At 56.4% G+C, this 25,565-nt stretch carries 28 protein-coding genes; 23 read left to right on the top strand and 5 right to left on the bottom strand.

What is annotated here, in order from left to right; translation table 11 throughout:
* Positions 1-12: 12 nt before the first annotated feature.
* From RDU76_00985 to RDU76_00875, 23 genes are all read left to right on the top strand, one after another.
* On the top strand, positions 13-1,686 hold the full coding sequence (locus tag RDU76_00985) for an NADH-quinone oxidoreductase subunit C (GenBank protein MDQ7797502.1): 1,674 nt from the start codon (positions 13-15) through the stop codon (positions 1,684-1,686).
* 55 nt (positions 1,687-1,741) lie between these two features.
* Positions 1,742-2,641, top strand: coding sequence for an NADH-quinone oxidoreductase subunit H (locus tag RDU76_00980; GenBank protein MDQ7797501.1), 900 nt, complete (start codon positions 1,742-1,744; stop codon positions 2,639-2,641).
* 111 nt (positions 2,642-2,752) lie between these two features.
* Positions 2,753-3,205 carry a 4Fe-4S dicluster domain-containing protein gene (locus RDU76_00975; protein MDQ7797500.1) on the top strand — a complete coding sequence of 151 codons (453 nt, stop codon included), beginning with the start codon at positions 2,753-2,755 and terminating at the stop codon, positions 3,203-3,205.
* 99 nt (positions 3,206-3,304) lie between these two features.
* Entirely contained in the window at positions 3,305-3,967 is a 663-nt protein-coding gene (locus tag RDU76_00970; protein MDQ7797499.1) for an NADH-quinone oxidoreductase subunit K, read from the top strand.
* A gap of 14 nt (positions 3,968-3,981) precedes the next feature.
* The gene (locus RDU76_00965) at positions 3,982-4,458 is read left to right on the top strand and encodes a cyclic nucleotide-binding domain-containing protein (GenBank protein MDQ7797498.1); all 477 of its coding nucleotides are present in this window, start codon (positions 3,982-3,984) and stop codon (positions 4,456-4,458) included.
* Positions 4,459-4,635: 177 nt separating this feature from the next.
* The gene (locus RDU76_00960; protein MDQ7797497.1) at positions 4,636-6,162 is read left to right on the top strand and encodes a proton-conducting transporter membrane subunit; all 1,527 of its coding nucleotides are present in this window, start codon (positions 4,636-4,638) and stop codon (positions 6,160-6,162) included.
* A 69-nt stretch (positions 6,163-6,231) separates the two neighbouring features.
* Positions 6,232-7,416 (top strand): branched-chain amino acid ABC transporter substrate-binding protein, encoded by a 1,185-nt coding sequence (locus RDU76_00955; protein MDQ7797496.1) that lies wholly within the window; start codon positions 6,232-6,234, stop codon positions 7,414-7,416.
* 75 nt (positions 7,417-7,491) lie between these two features.
* Entirely contained in the window at positions 7,492-7,974 is a 483-nt protein-coding gene (locus RDU76_00950) for an NADH-quinone oxidoreductase subunit B family protein (protein MDQ7797495.1), read from the top strand.
* A 2-nt stretch (positions 7,975-7,976) separates the two neighbouring features.
* Positions 7,977-8,897: a phosphate/phosphite/phosphonate ABC transporter substrate-binding protein gene (locus RDU76_00945; GenBank protein ID MDQ7797494.1), complete on the top strand. Its 921-nt coding sequence runs from the start codon at positions 7,977-7,979 to the stop codon at positions 8,895-8,897.
* 120 nt (positions 8,898-9,017) lie between these two features.
* Positions 9,018-10,808 carry a molybdopterin-dependent oxidoreductase gene (locus RDU76_00940; GenBank protein MDQ7797493.1) on the top strand — a complete coding sequence of 597 codons (1,791 nt, stop codon included), beginning with the start codon at positions 9,018-9,020 and terminating at the stop codon, positions 10,806-10,808.
* Between the two features lie 59 nt (positions 10,809-10,867).
* Positions 10,868-11,377 (top strand): cupin domain-containing protein, encoded by a 510-nt coding sequence (locus RDU76_00935; protein ID MDQ7797492.1) that lies wholly within the window; start codon positions 10,868-10,870, stop codon positions 11,375-11,377.
* Positions 11,378-11,436: 59 nt separating this feature from the next.
* The gene (locus tag RDU76_00930) at positions 11,437-12,051 is read left to right on the top strand and encodes a chemotaxis protein CheC (GenBank protein ID MDQ7797491.1); all 615 of its coding nucleotides are present in this window, start codon (positions 11,437-11,439) and stop codon (positions 12,049-12,051) included.
* A 118-nt stretch (positions 12,052-12,169) separates the two neighbouring features.
* Positions 12,170-12,799, top strand: coding sequence for a TetR/AcrR family transcriptional regulator (locus RDU76_00925; GenBank protein MDQ7797490.1), 630 nt, complete (start codon positions 12,170-12,172; stop codon positions 12,797-12,799).
* On the top strand, positions 12,796-13,614 hold the full coding sequence (locus RDU76_00920; protein ID MDQ7797489.1) for an efflux RND transporter periplasmic adaptor subunit: 819 nt from the start codon (positions 12,796-12,798) through the stop codon (positions 13,612-13,614). Before RDU76_00925 ends, RDU76_00920 begins: the two co-directional genes overlap by 4 nt.
* A 9-nt stretch (positions 13,615-13,623) precedes the next feature.
* Entirely contained in the window at positions 13,624-14,541 is a 918-nt protein-coding gene (locus RDU76_00915; protein ID MDQ7797488.1) for an ABC transporter ATP-binding protein, read from the top strand.
* Between the two features lie 10 nt (positions 14,542-14,551).
* Positions 14,552-15,874, top strand: a complete 1,323-nt coding sequence (locus RDU76_00910; protein ID MDQ7797487.1) for a TolC family protein — start codon at positions 14,552-14,554, stop codon at positions 15,872-15,874.
* Positions 15,875-15,878: 4 nt separating this feature from the next.
* Positions 15,879-16,832, top strand: a complete 954-nt coding sequence (locus RDU76_00905; protein MDQ7797486.1) for an ABC transporter ATP-binding protein — start codon at positions 15,879-15,881, stop codon at positions 16,830-16,832.
* A gap of 3 nt (positions 16,833-16,835) precedes the next feature.
* Positions 16,836-17,990, top strand: a complete 1,155-nt coding sequence (locus RDU76_00900; protein ID MDQ7797485.1) for an ABC transporter permease — start codon at positions 16,836-16,838, stop codon at positions 17,988-17,990.
* A 13-nt stretch (positions 17,991-18,003) separates the two neighbouring features.
* On the top strand, positions 18,004-19,155 hold the full coding sequence (locus RDU76_00895; GenBank protein ID MDQ7797484.1) for an ABC transporter permease: 1,152 nt from the start codon (positions 18,004-18,006) through the stop codon (positions 19,153-19,155).
* A 69-nt stretch (positions 19,156-19,224) separates the two neighbouring features.
* On the top strand, positions 19,225-19,932 hold the full coding sequence (locus RDU76_00890) for an ABC transporter ATP-binding protein (GenBank protein MDQ7797483.1): 708 nt from the start codon (positions 19,225-19,227) through the stop codon (positions 19,930-19,932).
* 1 nt (position 19,933) lies between these two features.
* Entirely contained in the window at positions 19,934-21,184 is a 1,251-nt protein-coding gene (locus RDU76_00885; GenBank protein ID MDQ7797482.1) for an FtsX-like permease family protein, read from the top strand.
* A gap of 16 nt (positions 21,185-21,200) precedes the next feature.
* The gene (locus tag RDU76_00880; GenBank protein MDQ7797481.1) at positions 21,201-21,935 is read left to right on the top strand and encodes an outer membrane lipoprotein-sorting protein; all 735 of its coding nucleotides are present in this window, start codon (positions 21,201-21,203) and stop codon (positions 21,933-21,935) included.
* A 5-nt stretch (positions 21,936-21,940) separates the two neighbouring features.
* On the top strand, positions 21,941-23,206 hold the full coding sequence (locus RDU76_00875; protein MDQ7797480.1) for a hypothetical protein: 1,266 nt from the start codon (positions 21,941-21,943) through the stop codon (positions 23,204-23,206).
* 128 nt (positions 23,207-23,334) lie between these two features.
* Here the strand turns inward: RDU76_00875 and RDU76_00870 are convergent, their stop codons facing one another.
* Genes RDU76_00870 through pal form a run of 5 tightly spaced genes read right to left on the bottom strand, consistent with a single transcriptional unit; the run spans position 23,335 to position 25,548 of the window.
* Entirely contained in the window at positions 23,335-23,940 is a 606-nt protein-coding gene (locus RDU76_00870) for a tetratricopeptide repeat protein (GenBank protein ID MDQ7797479.1), read from the bottom strand.
* A complete protein-coding gene (locus RDU76_00865) occupies positions 23,921-24,130 on the bottom strand; it encodes a hypothetical protein (GenBank protein ID MDQ7797478.1) in 210 nt (69 codons plus the stop codon). Before RDU76_00865 ends, RDU76_00870 begins: the two co-directional genes overlap by 20 nt.
* The gene (locus RDU76_00860; GenBank protein ID MDQ7797477.1) at positions 24,127-24,276 is read right to left on the bottom strand and encodes a hypothetical protein; all 150 of its coding nucleotides are present in this window, start codon (positions 24,274-24,276) and stop codon (positions 24,127-24,129) included. Before RDU76_00860 ends, RDU76_00865 begins: the two co-directional genes overlap by 4 nt.
* Before the next feature lie 29 nt (positions 24,277-24,305).
* The gene (gene ybgF / locus RDU76_00855; protein MDQ7797476.1) at positions 24,306-25,046 is read right to left on the bottom strand and encodes a tol-pal system protein YbgF; all 741 of its coding nucleotides are present in this window, start codon (positions 25,044-25,046) and stop codon (positions 24,306-24,308) included.
* Position 25,047: 1 nt separating this feature from the next.
* The gene (gene pal, locus RDU76_00850) at positions 25,048-25,548 is read right to left on the bottom strand and encodes a peptidoglycan-associated lipoprotein Pal (GenBank protein MDQ7797475.1); all 501 of its coding nucleotides are present in this window, start codon (positions 25,546-25,548) and stop codon (positions 25,048-25,050) included.
* Positions 25,549-25,565 lie beyond the last annotated feature (17 nt).

Below are 25,565 nucleotides of genomic sequence, written 5' to 3'. Positions count from 1 at the left end.
TTATAGAGGGATATGACCAAACAGGATATTTTAAGCTTACTAAAGGCCAAATTGGGCGCCGGGTTCATGGGGTCCACCGAGCCGATCCCCGATCAGCTGTGGGTGGAGGTCAAGCCGGAGGCGGTGGTTCAGGCGGTGGAGATACTGCACCGACAGACGGTCGCCAGGTACCTGGTCAGCGTCGGCTCCGACGAGCGGGACATCAAGAAACGCTTCGCGGTCTACCACCTGTTCACCTTCGACAAGGATCATTTCTTCGTCACCCTGGACGTGACGGCCGATCCCCATACGCCCCAAGTGCCGTCCATCACCAACGTCATCGCCGGGGCCAACTGGTCGGAGCGGGAGATCCGGGACCTGCTGGGGGTACAGTTCCCCGGCCATCCCGATCCCCGGCGGCTGGTGCTGGCCGACGACTGGCCGGCCGAGGTCTACCCCCTGCGCAAGGAGTTCGATTACAGCCAGAAACCGGAGTCCCATCCCGAGCAGGCCTACAAGTTCAAGGATAATCCTCCCGGGACCACGGTGGTGGCCATGGGGCCGTATTTCCCGGTGTTCGAGGAGGCCACCTACTTCCGTCTCTATGTGGAGGGCGAGAAGGTGGTGGACGTCGACTACCGCGGGTTCTACGCCCACCGGGGCATCGAGAAGCTGGGCGACCAGACCCTGACCTATAACCAGATCCCGTTCATGGCCGAGCGGATCTGCGGAATCTGCGGTTTCGTGCACAACGTCTCCTTCTGCAAACTGGTGGAGCACGCCGCCGACATCAAGGTGCCGCTGCGGGCCGACTACATCCGGACCATAATGCTGGAGCTGGAGCGCATCCATTCCCACGCCCTGTGGCTGGGGGTGGCCGGGCACATCATCGGCTTCGATACCGTGCTGATGCAGACCTGGCGGATGCGGGAGCCCATCATGTGGCTGTGCGAGAAGATCACCGGCAACCGCAAGACCTACGGCATGAACCTGATCGGCGGGGTGCGGCGCGACATTCCCCGGGCCCTGGTGCCCGAGATCCGCACCAAGATCAACAACATGGAGAAGGAATGGCTGGCAGTGCTGGATGCGGTCAAGGACGACACAACTTTAAGAATGCGGCTGGAGAAGGTGGGGATCCTCAACAAGGAAGGCTGCCACGAGTGGGCGGCGGTGGGCCCGGTGGCCCGGGCGGCCGACCTGGACATGGACGCCCGCAAGGACCATCCCTACTGCGCCTATGATGCCATTGATTTCAAGGTGATCACCGCCGACAGCAATGATGTCTGGGGCCGGACGGTGGTCCGGATCCTGGAGACCCTGGAGTCGTTCAAGATCGTCAAGCAATCTTTAGATGCTTTAATGGAGCTGCCGGAGGGCGACATCATCACCGAGATCCGGGAGGAGATCCCGGCCGGGCGCATCGCCATTTCGGCGGTGGAGGCCCCCCGGGGCGAGGATGTCCACTTTCTGCTGACCGGCGGCAACAACCGGCCGGTGCGCTGGAGGGTGCGCTGCCCCACCTACCCCAACCTGCCGACCATCCCGGACATGGTCCGGGGCGAGCAGGTGGCCGACGTGCCGATCATCGTGGGCTCCATCGATCCCTGCTTCTCCTGCACCGAACGGATGGAGGTGGTGGACGTTGATTCCGGGGAGATCAGAATATACGGCCAGGAGGAGCTGTCCAAGTGGACGGGCCGCTGAGATCAAGACCAGTTAAATATTACCTTTCTATCAATATACCATAGTAAGTAAAGATATGAATTCTGCAATCAAAATAACCGGCATGTTGTTGGCCCTTTTATTCCTTTCGCCATTGCTGGAAGGGCTGCTTCGTAAATTCAAGGCCCTGGTGCATTCCCGGATCGGACCGCCTCTGCTGCAGCCTTACTGGGACACCCTCAAGCTGCTGGGCAAGGACAATGTCCGGTCGGTCCATTCCATGCTGGGGCCCCTGCCGGCCTACCTGAGCCTGGCCGCCGTCCTGCTGGCCGGACTGCTGGTGCCGGTGGGCGGGTCTTCGGCCTTCGCCGGCGGCGACATGATATTGTTCCTTTACATGATCGGCTTCGCCTCGGTGTGCGTGATGCTGGCCGGGATGGACTCCGGATCGCCCTACGCCTTTCTGGGCATCGCCCGGGAGATGATGACCTCCCTGACCGTGGAGCCGGTGCTGTTCATCGCCCTGATCACGGCGGCCCTGAAGACCCACAGCTTCCGCTTCTCGGACATGGCCTTCTACCAGCAGTCCTCCGGCACCTCGCTCTCCATGATCATCTCCGGCATCGCGCTGCTGCTGGGCATCCAGGCCCAGCTGTCCAAGCTGCCGTTCGACATCCCCGAGGCCGAGGGCGAGCTGATGGGCGGGCCGTTCATCGAGATCTCCGGGCCGACCTTCGCCCTGTACCGCTGGGGCTTTATCATCAAGCAGCTGATATTCTCCCTGATCCTGGTGCAGATATTCTTCCCCTGGACCTTCGGCCTCTCCGGCCCGTGGGCGGTGCTGGCGCAGGCGGCCAAGATATTGGTGGTAGTCCTGCTGGTCGGCCTGGTGGATGTGGTCAATCCCCGTCTGCGGATAGACCAGGCCATCGTCTATTATTTCGGGGTCATTCTGACCGCCTTGGTGGGGCTGGTGTTTGCGCTGGTGGGAGCGTAAATTAGTCATTGGATGATAGGGATTAGATTTTAGGGAACTATTTTAGTAGCTCTGTGTTCTTTGTGATCTCTGTGGTAAAAAATCAAGAACTCTTAAATAATAGAATTTCATATGATCTTATCAAAACTAAAAGAAGCCCTCATCTGCTTCAAGAACCTGCGGGTCACCTTTCCCTATCCGCTGAAGCGGAATTTCGAGGCCCTTCCGGTGGAGGGTTTTAGGGGCAAGCTGACCATCGACGTGGCCAAGTGCATCGGCTGCGCCGGCTGCGCCAACGTCTGCCCCTCGCGGCTGATAGTGGTCACCGACAAGAAAGCCATACGCAAGCTGGACTTCTACCTGGAGCGCTGCACCTACTGCGGACGCTGCGCCGACGTCTGTCCGGAGAAGGCCATCACCATGACCCAGGAGTTCGAGACCGCCACCAACGACGTTCACAACGACCTGCATATCTCGGCCGAGGTGTACATGGGGACCTGCCAGCGCTGCGGCCGGTGCTTTGAGACCCAGACCATCATCGACAAGATGATGACGGTGGGCTTCCGCAATCAAATCACAGAATAAACCACAAAGACACCAAGACACCAAGAAGTATTCAGGTTAATTAAGGTATAAAAATTTTTGTGCCTTTGTGCCTTGGTGGTAGAAAGCAAAGAAGAGAGTATGGGTGATCTGATCACAACCTTAATGGCCTGCCACTTCATCGCCTCGGTGGGGGCGGCCGAGATCCGGAACCTGAAGACCGCCACCCTGTTCCTGCTGGTGCAGTCGCTGCTGCTGTCGTTCATCATCGTGGCCTTCGCCGAGAAAAGCCAGAACTACACCCTGTACTGGTGGGCGGCCCTGACCGTCATCACCAAGGTGGTGATCATCCCGGCCCTGCTGTGGTGGCACATCAAGCGCACCGAGTTCATCGAGGTAAAGCCGCTGGTGAGCTTCGTGGTGTCGTTCATAATCCTGTCGGTATTCCTGATCGTCTTCTACCAGATGATACGCACCTATGTGGGCTTTGTCGCCCCGACGGTGGAGGCCACCATCGAACCGGCCCGCTCATCGCTGGCCCTGGCCTTCACAATCTTCGTGCTGGGATTGTACGTGCTGGTGGTCCACCGCGATGCGGTCAAGATAATCATCGGTCTGCACCTGATAGAGAACGGCGTCCACCTGGCCCTGGTGACCCTGGTGCCCAAGCTTCCGGTGACCACCATCCTGGGGATAGTCTCCAACGTGGTGGTGGCCGCGGTGATGCTGCTGTTCCTCACCGAAAATATCTACAAGGCCTTCGGCAGCGCCGACACCATGAAGCTGTCCAGCCTGAAACGATAGAGAAGGAGCAAAAAATGGTCAACAAGGATGTTTTGAAAAAGCTGAATTTCTTCAGCGAGTTTTCCGATTCCGAGCTGGGAAAGCTGGCTCCGCTGTTCAGCCAGAGGATCTACAAAGCCGAACAGACCATGATCCCCGAACGCGCCGAAAGCACCGAGATGATGGTTCTGGTGGAGGGCAAGGTGGCGGTGGAAGTGGCCACCCGGCTTTCCGAAAGCGCCGACCGGCTGGTGCTGACCATGGAGCTCAGCCCGGGGCGGATCATAGAATGGTCCAATGCCTTCGACCTGGTGCAGAGCGGCGGCACCGCCTCGGCCCGGGCGGTCAGCGACGTCACCGTGTTGGTGGCCGAGGGACAGAAGGTCTATCAACTGTGCAGCGCCGAACCCCAGATGGGGATCAAGATGCTCCAACTGATACTGCAGGTGCTGACCTCGCGCCTTAAGGACACCAGGATGCAGCTGGTCAGCATGGCCGCCCAGTGCCAATAAACGGGACGGAGGCATCACATAAACACGTCACCCGGAGAAAGGCATCGGGCCTTGCCGGTTGAATGGGTGCCGATATCATTCCTCAGCCAGCAGGGCGTGAAGTAATCTCGGGATGACAACTAAATTCTCAAAATTAGAAAAACAATAAGCATCAAAGTAATAAAGTAGAGTAAATATATGGTTGTAACTATCAATCCCATGGTGGTGTCGATACTGCCATTCCTGGTCTTCATGGTCCCCCTGGTTTTCGGCGGCCTGATATTCGCCTTGGGACGGCTGGGAAAGATCGTTCGCCATGGCCTGGCCTTGACCGGGATAGGCCTGACCCTGCTGATCGCCGTGATGATGACCGTCCGGGTCCTGAACGGCGAGGTGCTCACCTGGTGGGGCAACAATTTCTACGTGGACGGGCTGTCCACCCTGATGGAGCTGGCGGCCAGCGTGATGGGGGTGATAGTGGTGGTCTACTCCATGAAATATTTCGGAGCCAAGACCGAGATAGAGGAGGCCCATCCCTACACCAGCATGACCACCTATTACGGGCAGATCCTGGTCTTCCTGGGGCTGATGAACTGGACCTGCGCCACCAACAACATCATCATGCTGTACGTTTCCCTGGAGTTCACCACCCTGGCCACGGTCTTTCTGGTCACTTTCCACTGGAACAAACCGGCCCTGGAGGCGGGATACAAGTATCTGTTATTGGTGACGGTGGGCGTGGTGTTCGCCCTGCTGGGGTCGGTACTTTTATACTCGGCGGCCACCCCGTTCCTTCCGGCCTCCCGGGTGCTGCTGCTGACCGAGCTGGGCACCATCGCCACCAAGATCCCCAGCAACATAGTGCTGCTGGCCGCCGCCTTCATGGTGGTGGGATTCGGCACCAAGGCCGGGCTGGTGCCCTTCCATGCCTGGCTGCCCGACGCCCACGCCGAGGCCCCGGCCCCGGTGTCGGCCCTGCTTTCCGGCATCGTCATCAAGGTGGGGGCCTACGCTTTGGCCAGGACCATCTCGGTGTTCGCCCCGCATTACGGCACCATTCCGCTGTTCATCGCCATCCTCTGCTCCATCTCCATGATCGTGGGCATGATGATGGCCATGGTCCAGGACGACCTCAAAAGGATGCTGGCCTATTCCTCGGTGGCCCAGATCGCCTATGTCATCGAGGGTCTGGGCATGGGCACCTACCTGGGGATCTACGGCGGGCTGATGCATCTGGTCAACCACACCATCGTCAAGGGGCTGCTGTTCCTGGCGGTGGGGGCCATCATCTATTCGGCGGGAAAGCGCAAGATATCCGAACTGGCCAGGGTAAAATTCCGGATGCCCCTGACCGCCTTTGCTTTCTTCGTGGGGGTGTTCGCCATCTCGGGCATGCCGCCGTTCAACGGATTCGTCTCCAAATTCACCCTGTTCCTGGCGGTGGGCCAGGCCAAGCTGATGTGGGCGGCCATCATCGGCATCATCACCAGCCTGTTCACCCTGGTCTGCTTCTTTAGGGCCGGGTACAAGATCTTCTGGTCCGAAAAGGAGGTCCATGCGGTGGGGGCCGAGGCCGTCACCGCCGCCGAGGTCCCGGCGGCCATGTGGGTGGGAATGGTCCTGCTGGCCATCGCGGCCATAGTGCTGGGGGTGTTCCCCCAGATAATGCATCCCCTGCTGGACAGCGCCACCAAGTGCATTTTGAGGATTTTGATCGGAGGGTAGGATCCAGCAAAAGTCTATAAGCCATGATCAAGAAAACTTAAATTTCTTAACATATAAATAGGCGCTAAAATGAAAAGAGTCTTTACTGCTGCAATGGTCTCACTGGCTGTTGCAGTTCTGGCAGTCATCTCCGGCTGCGAAGGCGGCGGGGAACAGGTCCGGATAGGGGTGGCCGCGCCGCTGACCGGCGAGCAGGCCAAGGCCGGGCAGGATGTGCTGCACGGCGTCCAGCTGGCGGTCTCCGAATGGAATGCGCGTGGCGGGGTGCTGGGCAAAAGGATAGTGATCATCGCCGGCGACGACCGGGCCGACGAGAAGGAAGCATATATTGTGGCCGAGAAGCTGGCCAACCAGGGCGTCTGCGGGATCGTCGGCCACTACAACAGCCATTGCTCCATCGCCGGCAGCCGGATCTACAACCAAAGGATGCTTCCCCAGATCTCCCCGGCCTCCACCAACCCCAAATTCACCGAGCAGGGATTTGCCAATGTATTCCGCAGCTGCGGGCGTGACGACCAACAGGGGCAGGTGGCGGCCGATTTCGCGGCCAAGACGCTGAACATCAAAAAAGTGGCCGTTTTCAACGACGGCACCACCTACGGACGCGGCCTGGCCGAAGAATTCAAAAAATCCATCGCCGCTCTGCAGCCGCCAGCCGGGGCCAGGAACAAAGCCGACCAGCCGGAAATAGCGATCGTGGCCGAGGCCGAGCTGCAGCCGGTCAAAGAGGGCCAGGCCCCGGGCTATGATGCCGTGCTGGATCCGCTGATCAGCATCCAGCCGGACCTGGTATACTTCGGCGGCAGCTATCCCGAGGGGGCGGTGCTGGTGCGGAAGATGAAGGAGCGCAAACTTAAAAGCGCCTTCATGGCCGGAGACGCCATCGCCAATTCGGTCTACTTAAAGGCCGGGGGCATTGCCACCGAGGGCACCTATTTCACCTTCGGCCCGGCGGTGGAGGACATGCCGGAGGCCGGCCGGTTCTACGGTTCGTTCAAGGCCCGCTACGGCGAGATCGGGCCCTATTCGGTCTACTCCTATGATGCCGCCATGGTACTGCTGCAGGCGATTGAAAAGGCCGGGATCACCGCCGGGGATTCGCTGGTCAGCGTGCTGCACTCCCAGAAGTTCTCCGGGGCCATGGGGGAGATAGATTTCGACCAGAAGGGCGACATCAAGGCCGCACCCTACGTCGTCTGGAGGGTCAAGGGCGGGGAGTTTGTTCCGGTAAAAGTGGAAGCTCCGTTAGAATAACCACAAGATCACAAAGATGCCAGGGTTAACGGTTTGGTGTCTTGGTGGTAGAATGAAATTCATTGGATTGAAGATATGTTTCTAAAAAAACTTTGCGCCAAGGCGTTCACCAAATCGCTGTGGATCTACCACATCAACACCGGGTCCTGCAACGGTTGCGACATCGAGATCGTCGACGTCATCACCCCCTACTATGACGCCGAGCGGTTCGGGATCAAGCTGGCCGGATCGCCCCGCCACGCCGACATCATGCTGGTCTCCGGGCCGGTCACCCGGCAAGCCCTGCCGTCCCTCAAGCGGGCCTATGACGCCATTCCCGATCCCAAGCTGGTGATCGTGGTGGGCTCCTGCGGCTGCGGCGGCAACCTGTGGTTCGACACCTACAACGTCACCGGCGGGGTGGACAAGGTGATCCCGGTCAATTTCTATATACCGGGCTGCCCGCCCCGGCCCGAGGCCATTCTTTACGGAGTGGCAGTGGCCCTGGGGCTGGCGCCCAAGAAGGTTCAGGCCGAAGCGAGCGCCGAAGGCCCGATCCGAGAGGGGATGTGGAAATGATAATGATGAAATCAAATATCAAAAATAAAAAAACAAAAACCCGCACCCCCGGGCATATTAGGCAATTCCGAGTAGTTTTTTATTTTTTATCTTTAGTCTTTAGTATTACAAGCTGCGGTAACCTGCCCCAGGGGCGGTACGGCCAGGAGGCGGTCAAGATCGCGGTGCTGCCGGCCTACTCCACCGCCGCCATGAGTGCCAGGTACCTGCCGCTGCTGAACAAGCTTTCCCGGGAGACCGGATTTGACGTACAATACATCTCGGCCGAGAACATACCCGGCTTTGGGGCTGCCATAGAGAACTCCCAGGCCCAGCTGGCGATCTGCGACGCCCTGACCTTCCTGACCCTGCAGAAGACCAAGAATGCCGTGGCCCTGGCCATCGGCCGGGATCAGAACGGCTCCACCGAGACCGGCGGATTGATAATCACTTCTTTTGCGGCCTATGCCAGGGGGATCGACGATGCCTCCAAACTCAAGGGCCGGGCGGTCTGCTGTGCCTCCAGGCAGTCGGCCGAGGGCTATCTCTCCCAGGCCAAATACCTTTTTGACCAGGGGATCGACCCGGAGCGCGACCTGAGGGTGGTTGCCGTCGGACAGCTGGACCGGGTGCTGGCCGGCCTGGGGAAAGGCGATTTCGCGGCCGGCTTCATTCCCCAATCCCAATGGAATGACAGCCTGGCCAAATGTTACAGGATCCTGGCAACCGGCCAGCCGGTGCCCAACTGGGTGCTGGCCTCACTCCAGGGCGGCCATACCGAGATGGACGACAAGGTAAAGGACGCCATTCTGGCCCTGGATCCCGCCAAACCGGAGGACCAAGAAATACTGGCCGGCCTGGGAATTTTCCGTTTTACCGATGCCGGCAGTGTCGATCTTCGGGCCTTTTCCGCTGTGGCCGACCAGATGAAGATACCATACTGATTTGATCCCCGCCAGCCGCCGCCGGGCATATTGATGACAAACTAACAGACTCCGTTCAACGGCGGAGAAGCAAGGGGTTCGATGTTAAAAGCAAGAAAAAACCAAGCAAGAGTTGGATCGATGAAACATAATTTCAGCATATGTCCGCATTGCGGATGCGGATGCGGCCTTTATCTGGTGGAACAGGACGGGATGATCGGCGGGGTGAGCGCCAGCCAGAACCACTACCTGGGGCAGGGGCAGCTGTGCGCCAGGGGATGGACCAGTTATCAGCTGCTGACCGCCGAGGGAAGGGTCAGACAACCGATGGCCAGGAACGGCCAGGGGCTGGCGGCGGTTTCCTGGGACAAGGCCCTGGAGGCGGCGGCCAAAAAACTGAAAGCGGTCAGGGAAAAACATGGCCAGAACAGCATCGGGATGATCGCCTCGTCCCGGCTGACCAACCAGGAAGCCTGGGCCGTAAAGGGCTTTGCCCAGGGGGTGTTGGAGACCCAGAATTACGACAGCGGGGCGCGGCTGTGCGCCGTCCCCCTGAAATTTCCCAATCAGGCTGACACCCAGAGCCTCGGCCAGGCCGATCTGATAGTGGTGATCGGGGCCAATCTGCTGGAGGACAACCCCATCCTGGGCCAGCGGGTGCTATCCCGGTGCAAGCCGGAAGAGGACCGGCCCTATGTTTCCCCCGACCTGACCCACGCCATCTCGGGACCTTCGGCCAGGCTGGCGGTGCTGGACAGCCAGAAGAACCCGCTGGCCAAGCATGCCGGGCTTTTCCTGTGGTCCCGGCCGGGCCGGGAGGGCCATGTGCTGACCGCACTTTTAAAGCAGCTGGTGGAAAAGCATGATATCCCATCAGCCGATCCGGAATTCCGCAAACTGAAGGAAACCCTGGCCAAACTTTCGCCGGGGCAGCTGCTGGACGGCTCGGGCGTCAACCATACCGACCTGGAAACCCTGGCCAAGGATCTTTCCTCGGCCAAGTCGCCGGTCCTGCTGTTCGGAAAAAATCTGCTGCACCAGCCAGAGGCCTTTGAGGCCTGGACCGCCCTGTCGGACATAGCTCTGCTGCTGCAAGACAGGCTATCGGTACTTCCGGTGATGAACGGAGCCAACGACCACGGCGCCGGACGGATCCTTAATTCGCCGAACGGCTTGAGCTACATGGAGATCATCGAAGCAATCGGTAAAAAACGCCTCAAGGGGCTGATCCTGATAGGAGAGGATCCCCTGAAGACTCTGCCGGGAAGGGAATCGGTGGACAAGGCTCTTGCCCAACTGGAGACCCTGATTGTGATAGACTCCTATCCCAACGACTGCTCAGAAAAGGCCGAGGTGGTCCTCCCCTGGCAGCTGTCGCTGGAAAAGGAAGGAAGCTTTTATAATCTGGATGGCAAAGAACAGTCATTCAAGGCCGCCAGTGTTCCCGACAAGGACAGCCGGGCTTTGGGGGACATTATGGAATATCTGGCAAAAGCCATGGGCGGCAAGTTGAATATAAACGAAAAATTGCCGGAGCCCGAAGCGGTGAAACTGGACCCCTTCAAGGTGATCGAGATAGAAAGCGAGGTCCTGCCGTTCAACCTGGAGCTGGGCAGCGTCTACCCGCATCTCTACGGCGACGAGGGGCAGACCATGGGCAGCTACCACCTGGCCCGGGAGTTCACCGGAGGTTATATCGAACTGCACCCCGAGGACATCGCCGACCTGGGCCTGCGCTCCGGGTGGAAGGCCAGGGTGGTCTCCGATGCCGGTTCGATGGTGGCGGTCATCAGGGCCAATCACAATATCTACAAGAAGACGGCCTTCATGCCGATACATTTCGGCGGCAATGCCCTGGCCCCGTTCCAGTACGATGCCAAACTTAAGACCCCGGTGTTCAAGGGGGTCGCGATCAAGATAGAGAAGATATAGGACAAAGGCCAGACCTCGCCGTTGACGGCGGGGTCTTTTATTTTAACCCACCAGGATATATGACGATAAACAGCCCGGAAGAGATGATCAAACTGCTGGACCTGAAGCCGCTGGAGATCGAAGGCGGATATTTTAGGGAGACCTACCGCTCCGAAGAAATTCTGAGCAAAGAGGTTTTACCATCTTGGTACCAATCCGACCGCTGCATTAGTACAGCCATTTATTACTTGCTGACCCCGGAAAATTATTCGGCCCTTCATAAAGTCAACAGCGACGAGATATTCCACTTCTACCTGGGAGATCCGGTGCAGATGCTGCTGCTTTATCCCGACGGGACCGGCCGGGAGATAACTCTGGGCCGGGACATTAAAAGCGGACAGGCGGTCCAGCTGGTGGTTCCCCGCGGAGTATGGCAGGGGGCTTCCCTGCAGCAGGGCGGCGGGTTTGCCCTGCTGGGCACCACCGTCTCCCCGGGATTTGAATATCAGGATTTTGTCCTGGGCCAGCGGGGGTCCCTATTGCCAGCATATCCCAAATATGCTAGTAGAATATTTGAATTGACCAGATGAAAAAGCTCATCGATCAGTCAAATTGAAGTATAATCATTTGGCAGAATAAACGGAAAGGAATGATGAAACAATTAGACAATATCCAGCTTGACGCCCTAAAAGAGGTGTCGAACATCGGCTCGGGTCATGCCGCCACCGCCCTGTCGGAGCTTACCGGGCAGAAGGTCACCATCAATATCCCGGTGATCAGCATAGATCCCCTTTCGGCGGTATTCAAAAAATGCGCTGATTCCGGGCAGAAGATCCTGGGGATCCGGATAGACCTCTCCGGGGACATCGTGGGCCGGACCCTGCTGTTCTTCAGCCAGGACGACGCCCTTAAATTCTGCGACTGCCTGATGAGACGTCCCGTCGGCACGGTCAAGACCCTTTCGGAGCTGGACCGTTCGGGTTTACGGGAGGTCTCCAACATACTGACCTGCGCCTATATGAATGCCCTGGGGGAGATGCTCAATTTCATGGTGGTCCCCACCACTCCGTCCCTGATCATCGGCCCCCCGGAGGAGATGATGGCCGGCTTTGCCGAGCAGGCCGGAGGGGCCGAGGAATTGGCGGTGATAATCGAGAACGATTTCCGTTTTCAGGGCAATGACAGCATATTGCAGGGATATTTCCTGCTGTTGCCGGATGACAGCTCCCTGCAGGCCATGTTCAAGGCCATGAATATAAAATAGGTATTTGGGCATTCTTTAAACGGGGCGGCAGCCCCGTTTTTTATTTCCCTATTGACAAATAAAATAAAAGGTGTATAATATAGGAAACCATAAATACCAAATAAGTTTCCGTAGTATTATGAAAGCAAGAGCCGATAAACTAAAAGCACGCATCATCGACAGCACCAGCCGGCTGTTCTTCGAGCGGGGTTTCTCCAGGGTCAGCATGGACCAGATCGCCTCCGGCCTGGGCATCAGCAAAAAGACCCTCTACCAGCACTTTCCCAGCAAACAGGCCCTGTTGTACCAAGTGGTCAGCAGTATGATGAATGAGAACGGAAAGATCATCGAGGACATCGTCAACGACCGGGGAATGGATTTCCACCGGAAGCTGTCACGGCTGATGAACCATCTCAGCGGGGTGGTCGGCCGGATGGCCCGGCCCTTCGGAGAGGACCTGCGCCGCAACGCACCGGAGATGTGGGAAGAGATCGACCGTTTCCGGAAGGAAAAGATACTGCTCAATTTCAGGAAACTTCTGGAGTCGGGCATCCGGCAGGGGGTGTTCCGGAAGGATGTCGACCCCCAGCTGATGACGCTGATGTTCGCCACCCTGATGCAGAACATGATCGATCCAAAACTATTCAGCCAGATTCCCTTTACGGCGTCCCAGGTATTCGAAACCATCGTGGAGGTGGTATTCCGGGGGATATTGACCGAACCGGCCAGGAAGGATTTTATGAATAAAGTTAAAGAGGTAAGTAAATGAAAAGATATCCGACAATGATCGCCATCCTGCCGCTGCTGCTTGCTTCCTGCGGGACCAACGACAGCAGCCAGGAAAGGATACAGGCTTCCGGAACCATCGAGGCCCTTCAGGTGAATATCTCGGCCCGGGTGGGCGGCCAGATAAAAAACCTCTGGGGGAAGGAGGGGGATGATGTACGCTTGGGCGATACCCTGATGGTAACGGACCATGTGATGCTGGATCTGCAGCTGCGCCAGTCCCTGGCCGGGCTGGAACTGGCCCGGATCCAATACGAAAACGACCGCAAGGACGACCAGCGCACCAGCGAGCTGTTTCAGAAGGGCAGCGTCACCCAGAAACAGCGCGATGATGTCAATGCCAGGTTCCGGGCCTCCGGAGCCAGGCTGGAGCAGGCCAGGGCCTCGGCCGATATGATCAGGAAAAACATCTCCGATTGTTATGTTACGGCCCCCCTGGCCGGAACCATCACCAATTCAACCCATGAGATCGGCGAGACCGCCGGGCCCGGCTCCATCCTGTTCACCATATCCAAAATTGATACCGTCGAGCTGGTGGTATATGTGAACGAAAAAGAGCTGGGATACGTAAAGCTGGGGCAGGGCGCCGAGATCCGGATAGATACCTTCAAAGATAAGACCTTTTCCGGAAAGGTGGTATACATCTCCCCCCAGGCCGAATTCACTCCCAAGAACATTCAGACCAAGCAGGACCGGGTCAAGCAGGTCTTCGGCGTCAAGCTGAAGATCCCCAATCCCCAGCAGCAGCTTAAGCCGGGGATCCCGGCCGATGCGGCAATATTCATCAAGGGGCAGTAGCAAAAACCTATGACCAAGCCGTTGGTCGAAATATCCGGCCTTAAGAAATCTTTTGGTCCGCATCAGGTGCTGAAGGGAATAGACCTTGATGTTCTGCCGGGCGAGATGCTGGCCATGGTGGGGCCGGACGGGGCCGGCAAGACCACCCTGATCAGGGCCATCTGCGGTCTGCTGGCTTTTCAATCCGGCAGGATAAGCGTACTGGGCCATGATGTTCCGGCACAAATGGGCCTGATCAAGCCCCATATCGGCTATCTTTCCCAGCGGTTCAGCCTGTACGGCGATCTGACGGTGGACGAGAACATCGAGTTCTTTGCCGAGATCCACGGGGTGCGTGACTACCGGGCCCGGCGGGAGGAATTGCTTGATTTTACCAGGATGAAGCCCTTCCGCAGCCGCCTGGCCGAAAGGCTGTCGGGAGGGATGAAGCAGAAACTGGCCCTGGCCTGCACCCTGGTCCACACCCCCCGGGTCATATTTCTGGACGAGCCCACCACCGGAGTGGATCCGGTCTCCCGCCGGGATTTTTGGAAGATCCTGTCCCGCTTGCTGGCCGATGGCCTGACCATCTTTCTGACCACCCCCTACATGGACGAGGCCGAAAGGTGCAGCCGGGTGGCCATGCTGGATAACGGCAGCATCCTGGCCCTGGACAGCCCCCAGAACATCAAACTGCTGATGGGGGGCAAGGTGATGGAGTTGGTCTGTCAGGATATAAAAAGGGCGGCCCGGATGATGTCGGAAGAATTGGGCCCGGCAAATGTCCAGACCTTTGGCGACCGGCTTAACGTGATGATGCCCGGCCAGGGAAAACAGTGGCCGGGTTTGATCGAGAAGCTGGCGGCGGCGGGGATGAAATGCGATAAATGGCAGGAGGTATCTCCCTCGCTGGAGAATGTGTTCATAAAACTGATGAAGCCAAAATAAAGGTGAAAAGATGCGCCGTCTTATCCTAATGTCCCTGTTATTCTGCTGGTTTGGCTCCGGCTGGGCCCAGGGAAAAGAACCGATGTCACTGGAGGCCTGCCTCCAAACCGGGTTGGAAAACAACAAGGGCCTGGATGCCGTTTGGGCCAAAGCCCAGGGGAGCCGGGCGGCGGCTGACCAGTCGGCCACGGCCCTCCTGCCCAGCCTGAAACTGTCGGCCGGCTACAGCCGGCTCAGCGATGTTCCGCCGTTCGAGATGACCATCCCCGGCTTTCCGGCGCCGAAAACCATAACCATCGCCGAGCCGGTGCTGGACAACAGCAGTATCAAGCTGACCCTGCAGCAGCCGCTGTACACCGGAGGGCGGGTGACCGGCAACCTAAAAATAAACCGTAAAAACTACCAGGCGGATTCCAGCGATTATCTGGCCCAGCGCTGCCAGGCGGCCCTGAATATAAAGACCCTGTATTGGAGGCTCTACCAGGCGCAGAAGGTGAAGGAATTGGCCGAGGAGAATCTCCGCATCTTGGAGAGCCATTTCAATGATGTCGGCAACTTGCTGGGCCAGGGCCTGGCCACCGAGAATGACCGGCTGAAGGTTAAACTGCAGATGTCCAATGCCCGGCTGATGCTGATAGATGCCGAAAACAACCGCCGGGCCATAGGGATACATCTCAACAGTTTCATCGGCCGTCCCCTGGATGCGCAGATAGACCCCACCTCCATTCCCGACACTTTGGAGGCTGCCGTGTTAAGCCCGCCGGAATTGATTCAGAGGGCCCTGGCCGAAAGACAGGATATTGCGGGCCAGAAATACCGCCGGGAGGCTACTGCGGCGGGAAGGACGACCGCCAAATCCGGCTGGTATCCCCAGGTGTTTGCGGTGGGGAATTACACCTATGCCAACCCCAATCCCCGGATATTTCCGGCCCGGGACCAGTTCGATGCCACCTGGGACGCCGGGGTGATGCTGTCGATGGATCTCTGGAACTGGCAGGCCGCCAAACATCAGGTGCGCCAGGCGGGCTCTCTGCTCCGGCAGGCCGAGGACCGGCTGGTTTTGCTGGAGGATGCCGTCAGGATCGAGGTCAATTTGGCGGTACTGGAGGTCCAACAGGCCGGAGAGAAGACCGCGGTCTCCCGGAGCGGGCTGGACCAGGCCCAGGAGAACTACCGCAACGTCAAGAACCTGTTCCTGGAGGGAATGGCCACCAATTCCGATCTGCTGGACGCCGAGGTGCTGCTGCTTCAAGCCAAGGTGGGGCACGCCGGGGCCCTGATGGAATGCCAGATCGCCAAAGATAAGCTTAAAAAAGCCCTGGGAGAGTATTAGCATAATGGCTGCCCCATCGATAATAGCGGACAGGCTGAGCAAGCGTTTCGGCGGCTTTGTGGCGGTCGATAGCGTCAGCTTTGAGGTGCGGCCAGGCGAGATCTTCGGGTTTCTGGGGGCCAACGGAGCCGGCAAATCCACCACCATCAAAATGCTGTGCGGTCTTTTGTCCTCCAGCTCCGGCACCGCCAGGGTGGGCGGATACGACATCAACCGCCAGGCCGACCTGGTCAAAAAGAACATCGGCTACATGTCCCAAAAATTTTCGCTTTACGAGGACCTGACCGTTGCGGAGAATATCAATTTCTTCGGCGGGGTCTACGGACTGGATGGTCAAAATCTGAAAAACAGGAGGCAATGGGCTCTGGAGATGGCGGGGTTGTCGGAACGCCAGCGTTCGCTGACCCGGGAACTGGCCGGGGGACTGAAACAGCGGCTGGCTTTGGGCTGCGCCATTCTGCACCAACCAGGGATCATTTTCCTGGATGAGCCCACCGGGGGGGTGGACCCGGTCTCCCGGAGAAGCTTCTGGGACCTGATAAATGAACTGTCATCAGGCGGCACCACCATCTTCGTCACCACCCACTACCTGGACGAGGCCGAATACTGCAACCAGATCACCCTGATGCATGCCGGCCGGATCGTAGCCGGCGGAAGCCCCAATCAACTGAAAAAAGAATGGATCAAAAACCCCATCCTGGAATTCAGGTCCGACGATGTGGTCAAAGCCATGGGCATGATCCAGGGTCTGCCCTGGGCCCTGGAGACCACCATTTTCGGCAACTCACTTCATGTCAGCGTAAAGGATGTCCAATCCGGCAAAAGGGAGATAATCAAAGCCTTGGGAACGGGCAATGTAAAGCCTGAAAATATAAGGGAGGTAAGCCCCACCCTGGAAGATGTCTTCATCACCCTGATAGAAAAAAAGACACCGATCGAAAATCCGGAAGGGAAATGAACAATGCCTTTGATCAGCCCCGGCACAAAAGCAGACAGGGTGGCTTCGGTCATTAAAAAGGAACTGCGCCAGATAATGCGGGACAAGCGGAGCCTGGGCATACTGTTCTTCATCCCGCTGTTCATGCTGGTGATGTTCGGCTATGCCCTGAATTTTGACGTTAAACACACCTCCCTGGCGGTGGTGGACCTGGACATCAGCCGGGAAAGCCGGCATTTGATCAGCGAATTCTCTCACAGCGAATATTTTACGGTAAAACATTTGCCCTCGGCGGTAAATGAACTGGACCATCTCCTGGGCAGCGAAAAAGTACGGGCGGCCATCGTGATCCCCCGGGGATATGCGGCCGACCTGGCCAAGGGCCGGAGCCCTACGGTGCAGGTGATATTGGACGGGGTGAATGCCAATGCCGCCAACACCATTCAGGGGTACCTTAATGCTTTTTTCCTGAATTATTCATATCAGCTTACCATCAAGGTCGCCCGGCGGCTGGGGGTGGCCGCCATTAACCAACCGATAGATTACCGGCCCAGGATATGGTTCAATCCAGAATTGAAGAGCGCAAAATTTCTTATTCCCGGGCTGATCGGTTTTATTCTGATGGTGGTAGGGGTCATCTCCACCTCGCTGTCGATAGTCAAGGAAAAGGAAAGGGGCACCATGGAGCAACTATTGGTCTCCCCGATAAAACCCCTGGAATTGATAATGGGCAAAACGATACCCTACATTGCTATTTCGCTGCTGTCGACGGCAATCATTTTGGTGGTGGGTTATGTTTTATTTGATGTCCACGTCATGGGCAGCCTGTTATTGCTGTTTCTGACCACTTTTATCTTTCTGCTGGGCGCTTTGGGTATGGGACTGCTGATATCGTCAATATCCGAAACCCAACAGCTGGCTTTTTTGGTGGCGGTGATATCCACCATCCTGCCGTCCTTTCTGCTGTCGGGGTTCGTCTTTTCCATCCGAAATATGCCGGAGGCAATACAGCTAATAACCTATGCCGTGCCCACCAGGTATTATCTGGTGGCTCTGAGAGGGATAATCCTAAAAGGGGCCGGGTTCGGTGCGATCTGGGACCAGCTGCTGTTCCTTATGGGATTTGCCACGGTGATGCTTTTGGTGAGCGCCATCAGGATCAAAAGGTCGGGGCTGTGATGATAAATATTGGATGTCGATAGAATTCGACCGCAACAAAGACATGAAAATAATCCTTCATATAATCAAAAAAGAGTTTCTGCAGTTTATGCGGGATCCCAAGATGGTGGCCATCAACATCATTGCTCCGGCCATACAACTGCTGGTCTTCACCTATGCGGCCACGCTGGATGTCCGGGAGGTGAGCATGATTGTCTGCGACCATGACAATTCCTATTATAGCCGCCAGCTGTTGAGCGGCTTCACCAATTCCGGCTATTTTCGCACCGTGGAAAGCACCACCAGAAGCGCTGATATAGATATCGCCCTTATCGAGACCAGAGCTTCGGTCGGGATTGTGATCCCAGCCGGGTTCGGAAACGATCTGCTGGCGGGCAAGCAGCCTCAGATCCAGGCCCTGGCTGACGGTTCGGATGCCAATTCTTCCGGCATCGGCCTGGCCTATGCCAGCCAGATCATCAACCGCTATATCGGCCTGCAGTTGGCCGGATCATCGGGCCCCCGAAAAACGGCCCTGCTTTCGGTTACCCCCGAGATCCGGATATGGTACAACCCAGAACTCAGCAGCCGGAATTTTATGGTGCCAGGCGTTCTGGGGCTGCTGCTGATGATAATGACCATGATGCTGACCTCCCTGGCCATAGTCAAGGAGCGGGAGAACGGCACCATGGACCAACTGCTGGTGACCCCCATTAAATCGTATCAGCTGATCATCGGCAAACTGACCCCATTCTTCTGTATCGGGGTCATCGATATCCTGTTGGTGATGCTGGTGGCCACCCAGTGGTTCGGGGTCCCTGTCCGGGGCAGCCATCCGCTGTTGTTCTCCCTGTGCCTGCTGTTCATCATGACCACCTTGGGGTTGGGCCTGTTCATATCCACCGTGTCCTCCAACCAGCAGCAAGCCATGATGACGGCCATCTTCTTCGTGATGATGCCGATGATCTATCTTTCGGGCTTCGTGTTTCCCATAGAGAACATGCCGCAGATAATCCAGGCCCTTACTTATCTGCTGCCGTTGCGGTACTTCTACACCATCATCCGGGGAATATTCTTAAGGGGATCGGGGTTGGCCGAACTGTGGCCCCATGCCCTGGCCCTGTTGATTTTTGGGGTCGGCATCCTGTCGCTCAGCGTCACGCGGTTCAGAAGAAAGCTGGAATGATCGTTCGCAAAGCAGACTGATAGGATCTGACCCGGGCAAAAATGAAACATTATAAGAAGGAATTAATAAATGAGCCTTTTGACCGTTAACAATCTTAAAAAAGATTACCTGGCCGGAGATGTAACCGTCCCGGCTCTTAAGGGGATAAGCCTGACTATAGGAAAAGGTAAATTTATCTCTTTTGTCGGGCCGTCCGGCAGCGGGAAGACCACCCTGTTGAACCTGGTCGGCTGTTTGGACAAGCCGACAGCGGGAACGGTTACCGTGGCGGGGGTGGAGGTCAACCGGATGGACCGGAAAACTTCGGCCAAATTCCGGGGCGACAACATCGGATTTATTTTCCAGAACTTCAACCTGATACCGGTGCTGACGGTCCATGAAAACGTGGAATATCCACTGATAATGGTTCAGGATGTTCCCTTGAACAAACGAAAGCAAAGAATTGAGGACATGCTGGAGCGGGTCGGGATGTCAGACCAGCGGAACAAATACCCCTCCCAGCTTTCCGGGGGACAGAAACAGCGGGTGGCCATTGCCCGGGCTTTGGTCATGGACCCAAAGCTGGTTTTAGCGGACGAACCAACAGCAAACCTTGACCATAATACGGCCTATAAGGTAATCGGACTGATGCATGAGATGAAGAAGGAGTTTAATACAACCTTCATCTTTGCCACCCATGACCAGAAAATAGTAGGCGAGGCCGAGATCATCTATACCATGGAAGACGGCTTGATAACCAATATTCACGAAAAGACAAACCCCGGAGGGAATAAGTAAAATGAAAAATATAGTAAAAATTGCGTGGCGCAATCTTTTAAGATACACCCGCCGGACGCTGTTGACGTCCTCGCTGATAGCGGTGGGCGTGGCCCTGGTGATAATATTCGGAGGAATTGGAGCCTCGTTCAAGGATGAGGTCATAGGCACCATCACCAATTCCAACCTGGGCGATATCCAGATACACAAGAAAGGGTATGTCAGCTCGATGGATAATCTGCCGCTGGACATTGCCATACCAGAACAGGGCTTGAACAAAATAAGATCGCTGCTGGACGCCAACCCCGAAGTGAAGGCCTATTCGGAAAGGATCAGATTCGGGGCGATGATCAGCAATTTTGCCCAGACCACCAGCATGCGCCTGACCGCAGTTTATCCAGAGAAAGAAAGCAGCACCTGCCCGGCCCTGACGGAAAGGATAAAAGAGGGGAATTCAGACCCGAAAACCTTCGTCCAGCCGGGATCGATTGTCATTCCCGCCAATATTGCCGCCGGAATGAACCTTAAACTCGGTGACGATGCCGTTTTGGTGGCCACCAACAAGGATGGTTCGGTGAACGGGGTGACCTTTAAAATATCCGGCATCTCGGAGAACATACTCGGCCCCCAGGGCAAGGACGGATACATTCACATTGTTGATGCGGTTTCCCTTTTAAGGATCGAGAACGGGGAGATCACCGAAATCGCAGTAAAACTCAATGATTTCGACAAGCTCAAGAAGGTGTACTCACGGCTCAAGGGCGAACTGGCCCGAACCCCTGGGGAGAACCCCGGGAAACCGGCCTTCGAGGTCCATTCCTGGGAGGAGTTATCGCCCTTTTCCAGCATCGTAAAAATAGTGACCCTGCTGATCATGGTGGTCAGGTTGGTGCTGGTTTCCATCGTTTTGATAAGCATCCTCAACGTCATGATGATGTCAGTTTATGAGCGGATAGGAGAGATCGGCACCATCGCTTCCATCGGAACCCCGCCTTCGAAAATCCTGGTCCTTTTCCTGACCGAAGGCCTCCTGCTTGGCTTTTTCAGCGCCTTGGCCGGTATCTTATTCGGAACGGGACTTCTGCTGATCATTGCGGCGGCGAAGCTTAACTTCGTTTTCGGAATGATGAAACTTTCCCTTTCACCGCAGATACCCACGGCGGAAATAATATTATCCTTGATCATAGTGGTCGTCATATCCGCCTTGGCCAGCCTGCAACCGGCTCTTAAAGCGTCCAAACTGGAGCCGGTGGAAGCATTAAGACATGTATAACCAGAAAGGAACCCCGATGAAAAAAATATCATGGCTGTTGCCGCTGCTGCTGATATCCGTCATGGGGCCGGTCATGGCCCAGGACGGGAACCAGCTGCTGAAGAGGATCGACGAAAAACTGATGCCGGAAAGCTACGAGTCGTACCGGAAGCTGATCAACGCTGAGCCCAATGGGCGGAAAAAGGAGTTTGTTTTTTATACGGCCAAGAAGGGGAAAGACAAGGTGGCCATGCTGTATCTTTCCCCGGCCAGCGAAAAGGGCCGCACCACCCTGCGGCTGGGCGACAACATGTGGCTGTATATACCCAATGTGGGCAAGCCGATACGCATAACCAGCCTGCAATCCATCACCGGAGGGGTTTTCAACAACGCCGACATCATGCAGGTCGACTATAACACGGAATACGATGTTGAAAAAACGGAGGAAACTGAATCAGAATACATCCTGTCCTTAAAGGCCAAGAACAAAACCGTGGCCTATGATAAGCTGAAGATGTGGGCCACTAAAAACGAAATACTGAAGAAAGTGGAGTGCTATTCCGCCAGCGGCATGCTGATTAAAACCCTGGAGTTCAAGGAGCTGAAGAATTTCGGCCAGGGGGTGGTGCGGCCCTCCGTCATCGAAACACACAGCCCGCTGTACAAGGGCTATCTGTCAACCATGATCTATTCCCAGGTGAAGCCTAGATCCTTCAAGGAGGAGGTGTTCACCATGAACTACATGTCCAAGCTTGAGGGTTTAAGAAAATGAGGGCCTTGACGGGGTTGTTTTGCCTGCTGCTCTTCGGCGCTCTTGCCCGGGCCGATGATTATTCTTTTGAGGTACCTCCGGCGGAAACCACAAAAGAGACCCTGGAATTGAGCGGCAGCCTTGACGCCAGGTATTTGCTGGCCAAAAGCAGAAAAGGATCGGCGCTGTACGCCCTTCAGTATTACAGCCGGCCGTTGTCCGATGTCCTGTCGTCGTACCGGGCCGACTTCTATTTGAACGGAGACTACCAAACCGGAGACGTCGGGGTTCACCTAAAGACCTATTCCGGGTATTATGGCAGCAGCCAGGCGGACTTTGATCTGCATGAGTTGTATGGGAATGTAAGCATATCCGGCACTTCGTTCCTGCTGCTGGGGCAAAAGATGTACAATTGGGGCAAGGGCTACGCCTTCAACCCGGTGGGGTATGTCAACCCCCAAAAGGACCCCGAGAATCCCGATCAGGCTCAATCTGGCCTTTTGTCCATGAATTACCAATATACCAAAAGCATTGCCAGTGGCGCGCTCGATAATATATCTGTAGATCTGATCCTGGCGCCTTCAGCGAATACCATCAACGGCAAAGTGGCGGAAGCGGAAAATACCGACATCGCCGGAAAATTATATTTACTGTTGTGGAACACGGATATAGATCTGATGGGCTATTACAGTCGGGTGAATCCCGAAGAATACGGGTTTGATTTTTCCCGGAATGTTATTCCCAGTTTGGAAATCCACGGCGAGTACAGCCGTTTCACCAATCTGCCAAGATACTATCTTCTAAACGACAGCCTACGAACAGAAAACATTGACGGTTCATCTTATCTATTTGGATTCAGATGGCTGAACAGCTGGAATATCACCACTATCGGTGAATATTGCCAAAATGAAGCCGGCTTGAGCAAAGCTGAATTTGAACAGTACCAGGATTTTTTAGACAAGGCTGTGAGTTCGGGCAATAATATTGCCGTCTCCAGCGCCCTGAACACCGGTAAAACATATTTTGGCGATCCGAACCTGATGCGGGAGTACCTGTATCTCAAGGTGTCGTGGCAGGAGCCGTTTAATATGTTGTATTTTACGCCCGCCGTTCAGTTGCTTTATAATCTTGATGACCAAAGCTATTCTGCCGGTCTGCCGGTCAGCTACAAGCCGATAACCAATCTGGAGTTTGTGTTTTGGCCGGTTGTTTTTGCCGGAGGATCAAACACCGAGTATGGCAGCAAGCAGTATGAAGGCAAGATGGATCTCTGGGCCACGTTTTATTTTTAGACCAAATCGTCGAACAATAAGCAGAGAAACGTTGCGTTGTTCGTCTTAAAAGTTACCACTCGAAACCCGTCGGATAAATCAGGCTATAGCTAAATAACCACAATATTAGAAACAATAAAAAGGCCTCCCTAAAGGGAGGCCTTTTTTTCCATTACCATCTGGCGGTAGGACTCAAGCAGTTGGTTATGGGGATCCAGCTCCAGCGCCCGGTCCAGATGTTTCAGGGCTTCTCCGTATAATCTCATCTCCACCAGGCAGACCGCCAGGTCGTTCAGAATGCCGGCATCGCATTCATCCAGGGCCGCGGCCTGCTCCAATATCTGCCGGCCGCTCTTGTGATCGCCGGACATGAAGACCGCCCACCCCAGCAGGTGCATGGTCTGGGGGTGGGCGGGCCGGATGTCCAGGGACTTCTTCAGCTGGGCGATGGCATCCTCGAAGCGATCCATATAGCTGTAGAGCGAGCCCAGCTGCTGGTAATAGTTGGCCTCGTCGGGATTGAGCCCGATGGCCGCCAGCAGGTGGCTCTCGGCTTCGGCGGTATCCCTCTCCAGGATTAAAAGCTCGGCCAGGCCCCAATGCGCCAGTTCCCTGGCCAGATCGCCCCCGTTTTTCAATTCCGGAAGGGCCAGTACCGCCCGGTAGGCTTTGATGGCCTCCTTGCGCTTGCCCTGCCGGGAGAACCGATCGGCCCGGGCGAAAAGCCGGGTGCTGTTATTTGCCTGGCCGGGCATGATGCTGGTTCTGGCCGGATATCTTCTTCAACTCATCCAACAGTTCCTGGCGGGTGCAGAGATCCTTGGCCACCAGTACATTTATCAGGGCCTGGATGGAAAGGGCATTGGCGGCCACCCCCTGCTGAAGGCTGATGGCGTGGCCGGCCTTGGCGTCCTTGGTTCCGAAGATATTCCTTAAAAAATTCATCTTTTCCTTCGCTCCTCCCAGGCCCGGCGCTCCTTTTCGGTGGCCCGGCCGGTCTCGATCAGATCCCGGAATTCCTTCTCCGAAAGCGGGGCCCGGCGCTCACCGCTTCTCTTTTTGGCTTTTTTTTTGGCGGCAACTTTGGGCATTCTTATCTCTCCAAAAATGGTTATGGGGTTTAGGGCAGTTCTTTTATCCGGTCCTGGGCCAGTCCGGCCTCGGGGCTGCGCGGGAATTTGATTATCAGGGTTTGCCAGCTTTTCCGGGCCTCCATGGTCCGTCCCAGCTCCCTGTAACAGAGGCCGGACTTGTAATAGGCAGCCGCCGCCTTATCCTGGTTGGGATACTGGGCCAGGACCTTTTCGAACTCGGCCAGGGCCTCCTGGTATTTCTTCTGAGCGTAATATCCTTCGCCGATCCAGTATTGGGAGTTGTCGGCCAGACTGCTGGATGGGTAGAGCTTCAAAAATTCCCGGAACCCGGCGATGGCCAGGTCGTAATTGCCCCGGGTGATGTCCAGATAGGCGGTGTCATACAACTGCTTGGGATCGGGCTTGGAGCCGTTATCTTTAGGCTTATCCGGCGGGGCCGGCGGGGTGATCCCCCTGCTGTCCGGTTGGGAGGAGCCCAGCGGCAGGGCTTGGACCATGGTCCGCGACTGCTGGTCCTGGTATTGCTGGTCCATGCTCATCATCCGCTCGTTCAGCGATCCCCAGCGGGTGCGCAGCTCGGCGTTCAGCTGATAGGTGATGTCGGTCTGGGCCCGAAGCAGGCTGTCCATCAGGGTCATCTGGGCCTCCATCTTCTTCTGGCTGGTCTCCAGGTAGTCCAGCTGGTCGCGCATCCGGACATATTCCCTCTTGACCCCGCATCCGGCCAGCAGGGGGAGGCAGAGAATTAACAGGATGGTTTTCTTCATGTTACTTCTTTTCGATCACGAATTCCACCCGGCGGTTCTTGGCCCAGCTGATCTCGTTGTGGCCCAGGTCGGCCGGCTTCTCCTTGCCGAAGCTGACGGTGGCCAGGCGGGAGCGCTCCACCCCCAGATTGACCAGGTAATCCCTGACGGCCATCGAACGCTTCTCCCCCAGCGCCAGGTTGTACTCGGTGGTGCCGCGTTCATCGCAATGGCCCTCCAGCCTGACCGCCACCTGGGGATAGCTGCGGAGCAGTTTGGCGGCCTCGGTGAGCAGGGAGACAGAGGTCTCCTCTATGGAGTATGAATCGAAGCCGAAGTAAACGGTGGAGAAATCGATCTTAAGTTCGGGTTTTTTCTCCTCGGCCGGCGGGGCGGCCGGTTTCTCGATGGTAAGTTCGGGCTGGACCATCTCCTCCTGCTTGGTGGCCTGCTTTTTGGCGCAGCCGGCCAGGACCAAAGAGATCAGCAGTACCCCGCTGATGATATTGATGGTTCTTTTCATGATCACCTCCTTGTATT

Source organism: Candidatus Edwardsbacteria bacterium, assembly GCA_031082425.1.
GTDB lineage: Bacteria > Edwardsbacteria > AC1 > AC1 > EtOH8 > UBA2226.
Note: the sequence above shows the minus strand (reverse complement) of the source record. Positions and strands in the feature narration are given on the sequence as shown.

Bases quoted from the DNA above. Each gene is read 5' to 3' on its own strand.
- RDU76_00985 (MDQ7797502.1), top strand. From the start codon at position 13: ATGACCAAACAGGATATTTTAAGCTTACTAAAGGCCAAATTGGGCGCC.
- RDU76_00980 (MDQ7797501.1), top strand. From the start codon at position 1,742: ATGAATTCTGCAATCAAAATAACCGGCATGTTGTTGGCCCTTTTATTC.
- RDU76_00975 (MDQ7797500.1), top strand. From the start codon at position 2,753: ATGATCTTATCAAAACTAAAAGAAGCCCTCATCTGCTTCAAGAACCTG.
- RDU76_00970 (MDQ7797499.1), top strand. From the start codon at position 3,305: ATGGGTGATCTGATCACAACCTTAATGGCCTGCCACTTCATCGCCTCG.
- RDU76_00965 (MDQ7797498.1), top strand. From the start codon at position 3,982: ATGGTCAACAAGGATGTTTTGAAAAAGCTGAATTTCTTCAGCGAGTTT.
- RDU76_00960 (MDQ7797497.1), top strand. From the start codon at position 4,636: ATGGTTGTAACTATCAATCCCATGGTGGTGTCGATACTGCCATTCCTG.
- RDU76_00955 (MDQ7797496.1), top strand. From the start codon at position 6,232: ATGAAAAGAGTCTTTACTGCTGCAATGGTCTCACTGGCTGTTGCAGTT.
- RDU76_00950 (MDQ7797495.1), top strand. From the start codon at position 7,492: ATGTTTCTAAAAAAACTTTGCGCCAAGGCGTTCACCAAATCGCTGTGG.
- RDU76_00945 (MDQ7797494.1), top strand. From the start codon at position 7,977: ATGATGAAATCAAATATCAAAAATAAAAAAACAAAAACCCGCACCCCC.
- RDU76_00940 (MDQ7797493.1), top strand. From the start codon at position 9,018: ATGAAACATAATTTCAGCATATGTCCGCATTGCGGATGCGGATGCGGC.
- RDU76_00935 (MDQ7797492.1), top strand. From the start codon at position 10,868: ATGACGATAAACAGCCCGGAAGAGATGATCAAACTGCTGGACCTGAAG.
- RDU76_00930 (MDQ7797491.1), top strand. From the start codon at position 11,437: ATGATGAAACAATTAGACAATATCCAGCTTGACGCCCTAAAAGAGGTG.
- RDU76_00925 (MDQ7797490.1), top strand. From the start codon at position 12,170: ATGAAAGCAAGAGCCGATAAACTAAAAGCACGCATCATCGACAGCACC.
- RDU76_00920 (MDQ7797489.1), top strand. From the start codon at position 12,796: ATGAAAAGATATCCGACAATGATCGCCATCCTGCCGCTGCTGCTTGCT.
- RDU76_00915 (MDQ7797488.1), top strand. From the start codon at position 13,624: ATGACCAAGCCGTTGGTCGAAATATCCGGCCTTAAGAAATCTTTTGGT.
- RDU76_00910 (MDQ7797487.1), top strand. From the start codon at position 14,552: ATGCGCCGTCTTATCCTAATGTCCCTGTTATTCTGCTGGTTTGGCTCC.
- RDU76_00905 (MDQ7797486.1), top strand. From the start codon at position 15,879: ATGGCTGCCCCATCGATAATAGCGGACAGGCTGAGCAAGCGTTTCGGC.
- RDU76_00900 (MDQ7797485.1), top strand. From the start codon at position 16,836: ATGCCTTTGATCAGCCCCGGCACAAAAGCAGACAGGGTGGCTTCGGTC.
- RDU76_00895 (MDQ7797484.1), top strand. From the start codon at position 18,004: ATGTCGATAGAATTCGACCGCAACAAAGACATGAAAATAATCCTTCAT.
- RDU76_00890 (MDQ7797483.1), top strand. From the start codon at position 19,225: ATGAGCCTTTTGACCGTTAACAATCTTAAAAAAGATTACCTGGCCGGA.
- RDU76_00885 (MDQ7797482.1), top strand. From the start codon at position 19,934: ATGAAAAATATAGTAAAAATTGCGTGGCGCAATCTTTTAAGATACACC.
- RDU76_00880 (MDQ7797481.1), top strand. From the start codon at position 21,201: ATGAAAAAAATATCATGGCTGTTGCCGCTGCTGCTGATATCCGTCATG.
- RDU76_00870 (MDQ7797479.1), bottom strand. From the start codon at position 23,940: ATGCCCGGCCAGGCAAATAACAGCACCCGGCTTTTCGCCCGGGCCGAT.
- RDU76_00865 (MDQ7797478.1), bottom strand. From the start codon at position 24,130: ATGAATTTTTTAAGGAATATCTTCGGAACCAAGGACGCCAAGGCCGGC.
- RDU76_00860 (MDQ7797477.1), bottom strand. From the start codon at position 24,276: ATGCCCAAAGTTGCCGCCAAAAAAAAAGCCAAAAAGAGAAGCGGTGAG.
- ybgF (MDQ7797476.1), bottom strand. From the start codon at position 25,046: ATGAAGAAAACCATCCTGTTAATTCTCTGCCTCCCCCTGCTGGCCGGA.
- pal (MDQ7797475.1), bottom strand. From the start codon at position 25,548: ATGAAAAGAACCATCAATATCATCAGCGGGGTACTGCTGATCTCTTTG.